The following is a 13,324-nucleotide window of genomic DNA, read 5'->3' as shown; positions in this document are numbered from 1 at the left end:
CGCTCGACGGATTGTCGACTGCTGCATCGCGACCCACGCGGGCCCTGATGGCGTTCGTCGCGTCGAACTATGGTTAAGAGGCTCGCAGTGCGTTCGTTAGTGCAGACAGCGCAGCCGGCTGATGCTGACGACTGGGGTAATACATGAAGAATCCGGGAATTGGCGGCGTCCAATCTTCCAGCACACGAACAAGGCGACGTTTCGCAACATGCTCCGCGACCTGCTCTTCGAATGCGAGTCCCAGGCCGGCGCCAGCGAGTGCGGCCTGAATCACCAGGTGGGTATCATCGATGATGAGCGGGCCATTCACGCCGACCGTGACCGCCTTTCGTCCTTTCTCGAATTCCCACCTGTATGGGCCGCCCGGAAGACGCAGGTTTATGCATCGATGGTCATTTAGATCCTTGGGTCTCCGGGGGATGCTTCTTGATGAAAAATAACTGGGCGATCCGACCACTGCCAATCGCAACTCCTGGGTGACCCGCACCGCGATCATGTCTTTCTGAATATACTCGCCAAGTTGAATACCGGCGTCGAACTCACCCGCAACGAGGTCGACGGGGCCAGTGACGGTAACGACGTCAAGAACGATATCGGGGTAGGCTTCCGCGAATGCCGTGAGCCGCGGCAACAATACCATCACGGCAGCCGACCGGGACATTACAATCCGAAGGCGCCCTGCAGGCCGGTGCCGAACGTTTCGGGCTTCGTTGATGGCACGAGAAATCTGCTCGAGTGCCGGAGACAATTCCTTCAAGAGAGCTGCCCCTGCAGCGGTTGGTGCGACGCTCTTGGTCGTTCGAGCAAGAAGCTGCAGCTCGAGACGTTGCTCAAGTCCCCGGATCGTGTGGCTCAGGGCAGACTGAGACACACCGATCTTTGCCGCAGCCCGCGTAAAGCTCCGTTCTCTGGCGACGATTGCAAACGTAGCGAGTTCGTTCAGTTCGTTTCTCATGATTTATGAATTTTCCTCATAACCCCATGTCGTTCAACATGCCTATCCTCATAAGCTACTTTGTCCTAGGTTCGGTCAGCAAGGAAGACTTGAGGCAACATTCTGCAGGTTTCGGCCGGAGACCAGGCTTTCCAGCCACGCGCAGTTTCTTCCCATTCCCAAGCTGATGGACAACAGGCCTATGGATACCGATGCTCGTGCCTTGCGCTCCCTGGCGCATACCTATTTCGACAGTGCCTATGAAATGGATGCTGACAAATTCGCGTCTATATTTCATCCCTCGAGTTCCGTGACCAAGGTCGGCGACGACGGCAACGTGAGCGTGACGCCAATTGCGACGTGGCTGGCAGCTGTCCGCAATTTGAAGGCTCCGAAACAGCAGGACCTGGAGCGCCAAGATCAGATCCTCTCAATTGACGTTGAGGGAGAGCTCGCGCTTTTGAAGCTGAAATTGCAAATTCCGCCGCGCTACTTCACCGACATGTTGTCGTGCTTGAAGGTCGACGGAACCTGGAAGATCGCTCAGAAAGTGATGACTTCGAAAACCTGACGGCTTCATTGTCGTTTTGAGAGAATGCATCAAACGCTTGTCAGGTTGTCCGTGAAAGCTCTGTCACAAAGCGCCAACACCTTGGGCTGCGCTTCGGGATCATGGAGGATTTGGTCACTCTCTGATGGATATGTCGACCTGCCCGCCGAATCCCTCAAATATCCAAACGACAAAGTAGGCAGGCAGACCGAACCGCCTCAGCGGGAGGCTTCGCTGGTTCGATTATCGGTCAACTGCTTTCTATTCGATCGCTCTGGCATGGATCGCGTCTTGATCGATTGTGGAGCCGGCGCGAGCTGGGACCCGTCCATGGGACATCTCGCGGAGGCGATGGCGGAGGCAGGCATCGACACGTCATCGATCACGATGATCGCCCTCACTCATGCTCATGGCGACCACATCAATGGTCTCCTGATGCCTGACGGTCGACGTGCGTTTAACGGCCTGAGGAAGATCGTGATAGGGGAAGACGCCGTCGGGGAGTTTCTTGCCGAGCCGGTGCTGGAGCAGTTTCGTTCGCTCCTTGTCCCCATTAACGGGGGAGATCGGCTGGCCGATCATTTACTGGCGGTGGATATACCTGGGCACGCTCGGGGCCATATGGGTTATCTCCTCAACACTGACGAGGACGATGTCTTGTTCTGCGGCGACCTTATCCACGTTCCCGCCGCACAGTTTGCCCGTCCCGAGCTTACCTGGGCCTATGACGATGACGAAGCCGTGGCGAGGGCTACCCGGATCGGGTTGCTCCGGGACGCAGCCAATGCGCAGACGTGGCTGGCCGGCGCTCATTTAGGTCGACCAGGCATCGGCAGAGTGGTCGAAGAAGGGCAAGGATATGCGTTCATTCCGGTCGCGTAGCGGCCCATGAGCCCGCGCGACGGGCGTCAGCACCTTCGCGCACGCCCTCGTCAGCGCGGGACGACGGCAGTCGCTTCGATCTCGACGCGCGCGGATGGCTCGACGAGGCGCACCACCTGCACGAGCGCCATGCTGGGGTAGTGGGTGCCAACCACCTCGCGATAGGCCTTGCCGAGCGCCTTCAGATTCGTGGTGTATTCATCCATGTCGACGACATACCAGGTCAGGCGCACGAGATGGTCCGGCCGGGCGCCGCCTTCCGCCAGGATCGCAACGATGTTTTCGAGCGTCTGCCGAACCTGCGCGACAAACCCGTCGGCGAACCGACCTGCGATATCCCAGCCGACGACACCACCCGTCGCAACGAGACGTCCATCGGCCATGATGCCGTTGGCATATCCCTTCGGCTGCGGCCAGCCGCTGGGCTGAAGCACTTGCAGACCGCTGGTCGCGGGGGCCTCTGGCTTTTTCATCGTACTCATGCGGAGTTCTCGATCCTCTCAGCGCGGCTTCAGGAGATCGCGCGCGACAATCAGTTTCTGGACCTCGGTCGCGCCCTCGTAGATGCGCAGCGCGCGGATTTCGCGGTAGAGGCTTTCGACGATCTCACCCTTGCGCACGCCGCGGCCGCCGAACATCTGGACGGCGCGGTCGATGACGCGCTGCGCGGTCTCGGTTGCCGTCAACTTCGCCATGGCGGCTTCGCGCGTCGTCGGAAGCTTCTGGACGTCGCGGCGCCAGGCCGCGCGATAGGTCAGCAGCGCGGCGGCATCAGTCTCCGTCGCCATGTCGCCGAGCGCGGCCTGGGTCAGCTGGAGATCCCCCAGCGTCGCACCGAACATGTGCCGGTTGCGCGCATGCGACAGCGCTTCGTCCAGTGCGCGCCGCGCAAAGCCGAGGGCTGCGGCGGCGACCGATGCACGGAAGATATCGAGGGTCTGCATCGCGAGCTTGAACCCGCCGCCCGGCGCGCCGAGGCGACGGCTCGCGGGGATCCGGCAATTGGTGAAGCGCAACGTCGCCAGCGGATGCGGCGCGATGACATCGATACGGTCGGCGATGCCGAAGCCGGGATCATCCGGGAAGACGACAAAGGCCGAGATGCCGCGGGCGCCCGGGGCCTCGCCCGTTCGCGCAAACAGCGTGTAGACATCGGCAATACCGCCGTTGGAGATCCAGGTCTTCTCGCCGTCGATGACGTAGTCGTTGCCGTCGGCCCGCGCCGTGCAGGACATCGCCGCGACGTCCGATCCCGCCTCCTTCTCGGACAGCGCGAAGGCCGCCAGCCACTCGCCGGCGCGAACTTTCGGCAGCACGGCCTTGCGCAGGTCCGCCGAGCCGCCGAGCGCGATCGCGCCGGAGCCGAGCCCCTGCATGGCGAAGGCGAAATCGGCGAGGCCATCGGCATAGGCCAGCGACTCCCGCGACAGGCAGATCGAGCGTGAATCGATCGTCGTCGCATCGCCGTCGGGCGCCGCTACGGCGCAATCGAGCACCCCCGCCTCGCCCATCGCGCGCACCAGCTTGCGGCAGGCGCCATCGACATCAGTGTGATCGATTGTGTCGAGAGCTCCCGACTGCACGAAGCGGTCGAGCGCCTCACCGACCGCATGATGACGCGGCTCGAAAAACGGCCAGTCGAGCCATTCGCGTCGGATCACTTTCGCCGTGGAGCTCATCTGATCCCTCCTCCGCTCATTGCGCGCTAGCTGCCGCGGCGCGCGCCAGATTGGTTTCGTATTGTCCCTTGGCGGACAGATACTGCTTCGGCCACTCGACCTTTGTGATGCCGATGCGCGCGGCTTCGTGCAGCGTCCAGGCCGGGTCGGCAAGATGCGGCCGCGCGATGGCGCAGAGATCCGCGCGGCCGGCCGCGAGAATCGAATTGGCGTGATCGGCCTCGGAGATCGCACCGACTGCGATGGTCTCAATGCCGACCTCGTTGCGGATCAGGTCGGCGAACGGCGTCTGGAACAGGCGTCCATAGATCGGCCGCTCGTCCTTCCAGACCTGCCCCGACGAACAATCGATCAGGTCCGCCCCGGCCTCCTTGAACATCGCCGCGAAGACCGCCGCATCGGCCGGAATGTTACCGCCGTCGGTCCAATCATGGCAGGACAGGCGCACCGACATCGGCCGCTCGGACGGCCACACCGCGCGCATCGCCTTGAACACCTCCAGCGGAAAGCGCGCGCGGTTTTCATGGCTGCCGCCGTATTCGTCCGTGCGCCGGTTGGTCAGCGGCGACAGAAAGCTCGACAGCAGATAACCGTGCGCGCAATGGAGCTCGAGCCACTCGACGCCGGCGGCAGCGGCACGATGTGTCGCCGCGACAAAATCGTCACGCACGCGGTTCATGTCGCTGCGGTCCATCGCCCGCGGCATCTGGCTGTGCGGCAAATACGGCAAGGCCGACGCGGAGATCAGCGGCCACTCTCCAGATTCAAGGGGTTGATCGATTCCGTCCCAGGGAACCCGGGTCGCGCCCTTCCGTCCGGCATGGCCGAGCTGAATTCCGACCTTGGCGTGTCCGACACTGTGAACGAGATCGACCAGCCGGCGCCACTGCGCCGCCTGTGCATCGTTCCAGAGCCCGAGGCAGCCCGGCGTGATCCGCGCATCCGGGGAGACGCATGTCATCTCGGCGAAGACCAGCCCGGCGCCGCCCATGGCGCGCGCGCCGAGATGAGCGACGTGGAAGTCGTCGATGAGCCCGTCCTGCGCCGAATACATCGCCATCGGCGAGACCATGATCCGGTTCGCAAGCGTCAGTCCCCGCACACGGTGCGGTGTCAACATCGGCGGCGGCACCCGCTCGCCATCCTTGACCGCAATGCCCGACCGCGCGGCGAACCAGCGCTCAAAACCTTCCAGCCAGGTGCGATCACGCAGGCGAAGGTTTTCGTGGCTGATGCGCTGTGAGCGCGTCAGCATCGAATAGAAGAATTGCGGCGGCTCGAGCGTATCGGCATAGCGGTGGCCGACCACCTCGAACCATTCCATGGCGTTGCGCGCCGCATTTTGGATGCGCGCCACGTCGACGCGGCGCACCTCCTCGTACGCGTCCAGCACGGTTTCGATGCCGGCGCGACCGTGACCATGGCGATCGAACTGGTTGGCAAGCTCGATGGCGTCGTCGAGCGCGAGCTTGGTGCCCGAGCCGATCGCGAAATGCGCGGTATGCGCGGCGTCCCCCATCAGCACGACATGAGACTTGCCGTTGAACACGCTCCATTTGCCGCAGATCAGGCGGCTGAAATTGAGCCAGGCCGAGCCGCGCAGATGGCGCGCATTGGTCAGGAGCTTCGCGCCATCGAGCGTCTCGGCGAAGATTTTTTCGCAGAACTCGATCGAGGCCTGCTGATCGAGCTCGCCAAGCCCGTGGGCGTTGTAGGCTTCTTCCGTGGTCTCGACGATGAAGGTCGAGGTCTCCGCATCAAACTTGTAGATGTGCGCCTGGAACCAGCCGTGCTCGGTCTTCTGAAAATCAAATGTAAAGGCGTCGAACGCCTTCTTGGTGCCGAGCCAGATGAAGCGGTTGGGCCGGATCACCATGTCGGGCTGGAATTGCTCGGCATAGCGAGCGCGGATCCTGGAATTGACGCCGTCACAGGCGACGATCAGGTCGGCGTCGGGGTATTCGAGATCGGATTCGACCTCGCGCTCGAAGACGAGCTCGACACCCAGCGCTTCACAGCGCCGCTGAAGAATATTGAGCAGATGCTTGCGCCCGATACCGATGAAGCCATGGCCCGTCGTGCGCTGGCGCGTCCCCTTGAAGACGAGCTCGATGTCGTCCCAGTGATTGAAGGCGTCCTCGATCTCGGCCGCGCTCTCGGGGTCGGCAAGGCGCATCGCGGACATCATGGCATCCGAGAACACGACGCCCCAGCCGAACGTATCGTAGGGCTTGTTGCGCTCGACGACCGTGATGACATGCTCCGGGTGCCGGCGCTTCATCAGCAGGCCCAGATAGAGACCGGCCGGGCCGCCGCCGATACAGACTATGCGCATGATCCCTCGCTTTCGCGCGTCGCGCCGTGTGCCGAGCTTTCACCCAAATTATTTTAAGCATAAAATATTTCCTCGGCGCGCGTCTTGTCAAGGCGGTTCTGCAAAGACCCGGCCCGCGGGCTGGTCTCCGCGGCGTCGATCTGGAGATTCAGTGTAAATTGGACACACGGCAGCGCCGATTCCGAGCCGCTCGGGCGCAGCCTTGAATTTACTTTTGGCACGAACTATCTTGCCAATGACCACGATAGCTGCGCCGGCTTTCGTCAGGCCACCAAGCCCGGGAGATTCGATTGGCACTCGCGAAGGAGTCCACGCCTGTTTCAAAGAATGGGGCGGATCAGGACGCCGAGTACAGGGCTCAAACACGGGTCTGGCTCCGGCTGCTCGCCTGCACGACCCTGATCGAAGGCGAGTTGCGGCGCCGGTTTCGCGAAGAGTTCGATTTCACGATGCCCCGCTTTGATGTTCTGGCCCAGCTCGACCGCGAACCGAGCGGACTTGTGCTGGGAGAATTGCCCAAGCGCCTGATGGTCTCGGCCGGGAACCTCACGCCGATCGTGGACCGCCTGGTCGAGGACGGATACATCACGCGCACGCCCTCGAACCTCGACCGCCGCGTGCAGATTGTCTGCATGACGGTCGAGGGCCGCAAGACCTTCAGGCGGATGGCCAAGAGCCACGGCGCGTGGCTTGCCGAGCTGCTGGCGGATTTCCCGGCGGACCGGTTCGACGGATTGATCGGCGAGCTCGACGACCTCAAGGGTGCCGTCAGGGACGCCCTGCAAAAACCCTGAGCGGACCGACAGTCAGCGCCGCACCTTCACTCCGGCCGCCTCGCGATCCCAGGTATCCGTGGTGATGCCCGCCTCGCGCAGCACGCCCTTCTTGATCTTGCCGTTCTCAGTCAACGGCATCTGGCTCAGAATGCGCACATAGCGCGGGATGGCGAAATAGGCGATCTGCCCTTCGCAATGCCTGACGATGTCGACGGGCTCCAGCGATTGGCCCGGTTCGAGCAGGATCGCAGCCGCAACCTCGTCCTCGCCCAGCTCCGACGGCAGCGGGTAGATCGCACAGGCGGCGACCGCGGGATGGGACTGGATGGTCTGCTCGACCTCCCATGAGGATACGTTCTCGCCGCGCCTGCGGATCGAGTCCTTCATGCGGTCGATGAAGCGATAATGTCCGTCAGCATCTCGAACGACCCGATCGCCCGAGTGAAACCACAGATTTCGCCAGGCCTCGACCGTCTTCTCCGGCATGCCGAAATAGCCGGTGGCGAAAGCAAAGGGTTCTCCGGCGCGAAGCACGAGCTCCCCGGCCTGTCCGTCAGGAAGCGCTGAATCGTTTTCATCGACGATCCGCGCCTCAATGCCTTCGGCCAGATAGCCCATCGTTCCCGGACGATCGGACGGGATCGTACCCGCGAACACGAAATTGGTCTCGGTCGACCCGTAGCCGTCAACCAGCGGCACGCCAAACCGCTGAAGGAACGGACCGTGGATTTGCGGCGGCACGCCGCCTCCAAGCGCAACGCGAAGACGATGCGCCTTATCGTTCGCATTCGTCGGCTGCGCCAGCAGCATCGACGCCATCGCGCCGAGCAGATAGCCGACCGTCGCATTGTGCCGTTGCGCGGCCGCCCAGAATCCGGACGCGGAGAATTTCGGCTCCAGCACGTAGGTGCAGCCGTTCAGGAGCGCCTGATAGAACGCATTGAGCGCGTTGGTGTGAAACAGCGGCAGTGTCGTGAACAGCACATCGCCCTCGCAGATGCCAAGCGCCTGCGCCGAATAAATGCCCCACCAGAACAGCTGCGCCTGCGGACAGCACACACCCTTCGCTGGCCCCGTCGTGCCCGACGTGTAGAGGATCGCAACGGTATCGCCGGGACGCACGGCACCCGCCGGGGCCGCGGCTCCGAGCGCCGGCAACGGTACCGCGGAACGCCGGGCGTCGATTGCACCAGCGGCAGCTCCGATGATCCAGGTTCGGGGCGGCAGCTCGACACCCGCCTCGACGCTATCGATCGCGGCAACGAACTGAGCCTCAACGACAAGGAGCGCGGGACGCGAGTTGCGGAAGACGTGGGAGAGCTGGAAGCCGCGCAGCGCGGTATTGATCGGGACCGCGATGGCGCCAAGCCACGCGCAGCCGAGATAGACCTGCAGGAACTCCGGACGGTTCGAACACATCAGCGCAACCCGATCGCCCGGCTTGATCCCGGCATCGACAAGCGCCTGAGCCGACGCGGCCGCGATCGCGGCGGTCTGCGCAAAGCTCCAGCGCGTCTCCCCCGCGACAAGCAGGACACGATCGCCATGGCGCTCGGCCTGCCGCGTGAGGATCGTTGAGAGGATGCGGTCCGACGGCGGAAACGACGTCACTGCACACGCCCAGGCCGGCGTCACGTTCTCCCGGCCGACCGCGTCGCTGACGTTCACCGGCGCGTTCTCCGTCACGATCATGCTCCCGTCTCAGGGCAACAGCTTGTATTTGCCGTTCTCGATCTGGACCAGGACGCGCGAGCGATCGTCGACGCCGTGCCGATCCGCCGGCGTGTAGGTGTAGACGCCCTGCGTCCCGACGACCTCCTTGGTCGTGAACAGCGCCTGACGAAGAGCTACACGGAATTCCGGCGAACCGGGCTTGGCACCGGTTGCCATCGCGCGCTTGGCGGCATCGGCGAACACGAGCCAGCCGTCGAAGGAATAGGACGAGAATGAATCCGTCGGCGCCTCGCCGTTCGCCTTCTCGAAGGCAGTGCGGAAATCCAGGGCCACCTTCTGGATCGGATTGCTCGACGGAAGCTGCTCCGCCGCGGTCACGGGTCCAGTCGGGCAGATGATGCCGTTGGCGGCCTTGCCGGCGAGACGCAGGAAATCGGCGCTGATCAGCCCATGATTGCCGTATAGCGGCCCTTTATATCCGCGCTCGGACAAGGCGATGACCGGCAACGCGCCGGGCGTTCCAGTGCCGCCGAGCATGATCGCGTCGGGACGTGCGGCGAGTGCACGCAGCACCTGAGCCGTCACCGAAGAATCCGATCTGGCGTAGCGTTCGTTGGCAATGATCTTGATGTCGGTCGTCTTCACACTCTGCTCGAGCGAGTTGTACATGAGGTCGCCGAACGCATCGGAGAAGCCGATGAACGCGACGGTCTTCAGGCCCTTCGCCTTCATGTGATCGACGATGCCTTGCACCAGAAGCGGCGTCGGCTGGGGCGTCTGGACGACCCAGGGGCCGCCGTCGCCCGGCGGCACCGGCGCGATCGGAGACACCGCGATCATCGGCACTTTCATCTCGATCGCGGCGGTCGCCATCGCTAGGGTCTGCGGCGCGCCCGACGTTCCGATCAGGATATCGACCTTCTCCTGCTCGACGAGCTTGCGCGCGTTGCGCGCCGAGGCGGTGGCATCGGAAGCGTCGTCGAGTTGGATGACGCGGACCTTCTCGCCGCCGATCTCACCGACATAGGCCTCTCCCGCGGCGATGCCCTTCGCATTCGGGATGCCGATCGAGGATACCGGCCCGCTGAGACCGGTGACGAAGCCGACGAGGATCTCGGCCTGCGCAAGTTGCGGGACGGCGAGAAGCAATGCAGTGGAAGCCAGCAGGCTCTTGATCAAGTTCATGGCACCTGTCTTTCGTGAGGATGTCTGTTCCGATTGGCAAGCGCCATGGATTGGATTCAGGCTGACGCAACCAGCGCGATGACGCGAAGCGGACTGCCAGAGCCGTTCTGGATCTTCAGCGGCGAGGCCACGATGACCGCCCCGGTGGGTGGAAGCTGATCCAGGTTGCACAGGCATTGCAGGCCGTAGCGGCCGGCGCCGTGCAGGAAATGATGCGCCGGATAAGGCGGCTCGAAATGCCCGGCCTGCCCCGCATCCGTACCGATGGTCTCGGTGCCGAACCCGATGACGCCGCGCTCCTCCACCAGCCACTTCATGACGGCCGCGTTGGGGCCGGGCGTGTGTGCGCCGTCATCCCTGAGATTGGAATAGTCGCGCCAGCCCTTCTTCGACCAGTCGGTCCTGAGCAGCACCCAGTTCCGCTCGGGGATCCGGCCGTGCTTTGCTTCCCAGGCCTCGACGAGCGGGACGGTCAGCAGGAAATCGGGATCCTGCGCCGCCTGCGCGGAGCAGTCGATCACGCAGGTCGGCGCGATCATGTCCTTGGTCGGCATCGTGTCGACGGCATTGTTCGGCAGGTTCTTGCCGGTGAACCAGTGAATCGGCGCGTCGAAATGCGTGCCGGTGTGCTCACCGAACGTGACGTTGTTCCAGTACCAGGCCGGGCCGCGACCGTCGTATCGTGAGATCTCCTGGATGCGGACCGGCGCGGCCTGGCCGAACTCGGGCGGCAGCACGATGACCGGAAAATCCGGACTGAGCGTAAATGTCAGGTCGACGACGCGCACCGCGCCGGAAGAAACCGCACCCGCCAGCTCCAGGAGATTGTTGCTCTGCATCGTCACGTCCTCCGGCTTGGTTGAAATCCCGATGTCACCTGTCGAGCTCGCGCTCGAGCGCTTTCGGATTGGCCGCGAGACGTTGCCGGATCTCTTCGGCGACATCTCCGACATACATCTCCTCGAGCCCGCCTCTCAGCCCCGACACGATTGCCTGCGCGATTGCGCGCGGCGCGACCTTCGGCGGCGGTACGGCCTGGAACCATTCGGTATCGACGGGCCCGGTGAACAGATTCATCACCTTGACGCCGCCGGGCCTGAGCTCGGCGCGGAGGCAGTGCGAGAGCGACAGGCACGCCGCTTGCGAGGCCGAGTAGGCGCCAAAGGCAGGCCAGTTCGCCAGCGCATGGACCGAGAGAATGTTGACCCACGCGGCACTGTTGTTGATGCCATCGGCACCCCGCATCCGCATCGCGGGGCCGAAGGCCTGTGCGAGGTTGATGAAGCCGAGATAGGCCTGGTCGATCTCGTCGCGCGCGATGCTCGTGCCCCTGCGGTCGAGCAGGCCGCCCGGCCGCACATATTCCGTCGTGTTGACGAGGATATCGACCTTGCCGCCGATGTCGGCCGCGAGATCGGCCGCAGATTTCTCGTCGGCGGCGTCAAGGGTCACGATCTCGATTCCGTCCTGGCCGCGCAGCAGCTGCTCGCCGGCGAAAGGCCGCCACGGTTCGGCAATGCCGACGAACACCGTCTTGGCGCCTGCGGCCTTCAAGGCGGCGACGGCCTCCTGACCGATCACGCTCCGACCGTTGGTGACCAGCACGCGCCGGAATTTCGGATCGGCCGTCATTTCCCGCCATTGCTTGTCGTCTGCCATGTTGGGAGTCTCCCCCTCGGGATGGGCAAAGGCCACTGCCTGGCCGCTCTTGTCGAGTTGAAACGACATGCGGACCGGTGCCCCCTCCACGCAGTCGGCATGGAGGTGCGTCACAATCGTCGGACCGCAATCCATCTTCACGAGGCCGATGCGCCAGGGCGCCCGCTCGCGGAAATAGACATCGCTCGGCACGCGCGCGGTGGTCTCGCAAAGAAGCATGCCCCGGCGCGGCGCGTCGACGAATGCGAGGCCGGCCGACAGGCAAGACGGACAGGCCTCCCGCGCCGGATACGCAAAAGAACCGCAAGCGTCACAGCGTTGCAGCATGAAGCGGCCCTCGGCGGCTGCCCGCGTAAACCCATGCGACGTCCTGCTGCGCGGTCGCGGCGGCGAAGCAGGCAACCGCGTCCGCAACAGCGGGTTCTTGCGCCGGGGCGGCTTGATCGGCTCTATCATCGCGACGGCCCTGCAAAGATCGCGGCGCCCGAGGCGAGACCACGGTCATAGTTGATCATACCGAACCCCGAGGCCAAGGCGAGGCTCGCGTTCTCGACCTGGGTGGGGCCTGCAGTCCCCAGAACCTGCCGAAGTCCCTCGACGAGACCGAGATAGGCGCCGGCGGCGCCGGCCTGCCCAGCCGAGAGCTGTCCGCCCGAAGTATTGTGCGGAAAGTCGCCGTCGATGGTGAGATCGTGCTGGCGCACGAACTCGGCGCCCTCCCCCTTGTTGCAGAAGCCGAGATCCTCGAACTGCATCATCGTGATGACGGGGTAATCGTCATAGGTCTGCACGACATCGAGATCGTCGGGCTTCACGCCGGCCATCGCATAGAGCTCGCCGACGTCCATTGCCCAGCCGCCGCGAACCTGCATCGGATCGTCGGCAAAGGCATTGTGCCGCTCGATCGTCGAAAGCAGCCGTGCTGCTGTCAGCCCGAGCGAAGCCGCGGTCTCGTCTCGCATCACCAGGAAGGCCTCGGCGCCGGCGCATGGCATCACGCAATCGAAGAGATGGATGGGATCGGAGATCGGCCGGGCCGCCAGATATTGCTCCATCGTCAGCGGCGTCTTCATCAGCGCATGCGGGTTGCGGAGGGCATTGGCGCGCTGGGCGACGGCGATCCTGCCGACATCCTCACGCGTGACGCCGAAGGTCCGCATGTAGTTGCGGGCAATCAGCGCGAAGCTCGCATTGGCGCCGCCCGCACCGTAGGGATAGACGGCGTCCTGGTTGAACCGCGAAAAGTTCTCCAGCGTCAGCCGGAAGGAATCGACGTGGTTGGTATCGCCGGCGATGCACGCCACGATGTCGGCGTCGCGCGCCTGTACCGCGCGCGCCGCTTTTCGCAAGCCTGCGATGGCGCTGGCGCCACCGAGCGGAATCGTATCCAGCCAACGCACGCAGAGCCCGAAATGCTGCGTCAACCCGATCCCGCTGTCGGTGCCCATGGTGAAGCTGGAGACGCACAGACCGTCGATGTCGGAAGCCTTGATGCCCGCCTGCGCAACGAGCGTACTCAGTGCCCGCCCGATCCACCACTGCGCACTCTCGATCGAGTAGCGCACATACGGAATCGTGACGGGCGCCGCAATCACGACGCCGTCGTACGGTGTGCGCAAGGTATTAGTCACCAACCGCCCGCCTCGTTCA

12 protein-coding genes are annotated in these 13,324 nt (G+C 63.8%); 3 read left to right on the top strand and 9 right to left on the bottom strand.

The features are described 5' to 3' along the window. Nucleotides 1-73: 73 nt before the first annotated feature. Nucleotides 74-955 carry a LysR family transcriptional regulator gene (locus tag IVB46_RS24020; protein WP_247314974.1) on the bottom strand — a complete coding sequence of 294 codons (882 nt, stop codon included), beginning with the start codon at nt 953-955 and terminating at the stop codon, nt 74-76. Nucleotides 956-1,136: 181 nt separating this feature from the next. Here IVB46_RS24020 and IVB46_RS24015 point away from each other — a divergent pair, with 181 nt between their 5' ends. Next, nucleotides 1,137-1,505, top strand: a complete 369-nt coding sequence (locus IVB46_RS24015) for a nuclear transport factor 2 family protein (RefSeq protein WP_247314972.1) — start codon at nt 1,137-1,139, stop codon at nt 1,503-1,505. A 24-nt stretch (nt 1,506-1,529) separates the two neighbouring features. Continuing rightward, a complete protein-coding gene (locus IVB46_RS24010) occupies nt 1,530-2,366 on the top strand; it encodes an MBL fold metallo-hydrolase (RefSeq protein ID WP_256468627.1) in 837 nt (278 codons plus the stop codon). A 50-nt stretch (nt 2,367-2,416) separates the two neighbouring features. On the opposite strand, the gene IVB46_RS24005 is transcribed toward IVB46_RS24010, so the two are convergent. From IVB46_RS24005 to IVB46_RS23995, 3 genes are read right to left on the bottom strand one after another with little or no spacing between them, the layout of a single operon-like run. Continuing rightward, a complete protein-coding gene (locus IVB46_RS24005) occupies nt 2,417-2,848 on the bottom strand; it encodes a RidA family protein (protein ID WP_247314969.1) in 432 nt (143 codons plus the stop codon). Nucleotides 2,849-2,866: 18 nt separating this feature from the next. Then, nucleotides 2,867-4,045, bottom strand: coding sequence for an acyl-CoA dehydrogenase family protein (locus tag IVB46_RS24000; protein ID WP_247314968.1), 1,179 nt, complete (start codon nt 4,043-4,045; stop codon nt 2,867-2,869). Between the two features lie 16 nt (nt 4,046-4,061). Beyond that, entirely contained in the window at nt 4,062-6,380 is a 2,319-nt protein-coding gene (locus tag IVB46_RS23995; protein ID WP_247314967.1) for a bifunctional salicylyl-CoA 5-hydroxylase/oxidoreductase, read from the bottom strand. 290 nt (nt 6,381-6,670) lie between these two features. Between IVB46_RS23995 and IVB46_RS23990 the strand changes: the two genes are divergently transcribed. Then, on the top strand, nt 6,671-7,174 hold the full coding sequence (locus tag IVB46_RS23990; protein WP_028149405.1) for a MarR family transcriptional regulator: 504 nt from the start codon (nt 6,671-6,673) through the stop codon (nt 7,172-7,174). A gap of 12 nt (nt 7,175-7,186) precedes the next feature. Here the strand turns inward: IVB46_RS23990 and IVB46_RS23985 are convergent, their stop codons facing one another. The 5 genes from IVB46_RS23985 to IVB46_RS23965 are packed head-to-tail and all read right to left on the bottom strand — an operon-like array spanning nt 7,187 to nt 13,305. Continuing rightward, complete coding sequence (locus tag IVB46_RS23985) at nt 7,187-8,848, bottom strand: ATP-dependent acyl-CoA ligase (protein WP_247314966.1); 1,662 nt, start codon at nt 8,846-8,848, stop codon at nt 7,187-7,189. Nucleotides 8,849-8,857: 9 nt separating this feature from the next. Next, a complete protein-coding gene (locus tag IVB46_RS23980; protein ID WP_247314965.1) occupies nt 8,858-10,015 on the bottom strand; it encodes an ABC transporter substrate-binding protein in 1,158 nt (385 codons plus the stop codon). Between the two features lie 56 nt (nt 10,016-10,071). Beyond that, complete coding sequence (locus IVB46_RS23975; RefSeq protein WP_247314963.1) at nt 10,072-10,854, bottom strand: cyclase family protein; 783 nt, start codon at nt 10,852-10,854, stop codon at nt 10,072-10,074. 34 nt (nt 10,855-10,888) lie between these two features. Further along, on the bottom strand, nt 10,889-12,130 hold the full coding sequence (locus IVB46_RS23970) for an SDR family NAD(P)-dependent oxidoreductase (protein WP_256468625.1): 1,242 nt from the start codon (nt 12,128-12,130) through the stop codon (nt 10,889-10,891). Beyond that, nucleotides 12,127-13,305, bottom strand: coding sequence for a thiolase family protein (locus tag IVB46_RS23965; protein WP_247314958.1), 1,179 nt, complete (start codon nt 13,303-13,305; stop codon nt 12,127-12,129). The genes IVB46_RS23970 and IVB46_RS23965 overlap by 4 nt, the downstream gene beginning before the upstream one ends. Nucleotides 13,306-13,324 lie beyond the last annotated feature (19 nt).

The sequence above is a fragment of the Bradyrhizobium sp. 61 genome (assembly GCF_023073075.1).
In the GTDB taxonomy this organism is placed as follows: domain Bacteria; phylum Pseudomonadota; class Alphaproteobacteria; order Rhizobiales; family Xanthobacteraceae; genus Bradyrhizobium; species Bradyrhizobium barranii.
Note: the sequence above shows the minus strand (reverse complement) of the source record. Positions and strands in the feature narration are given on the sequence as shown.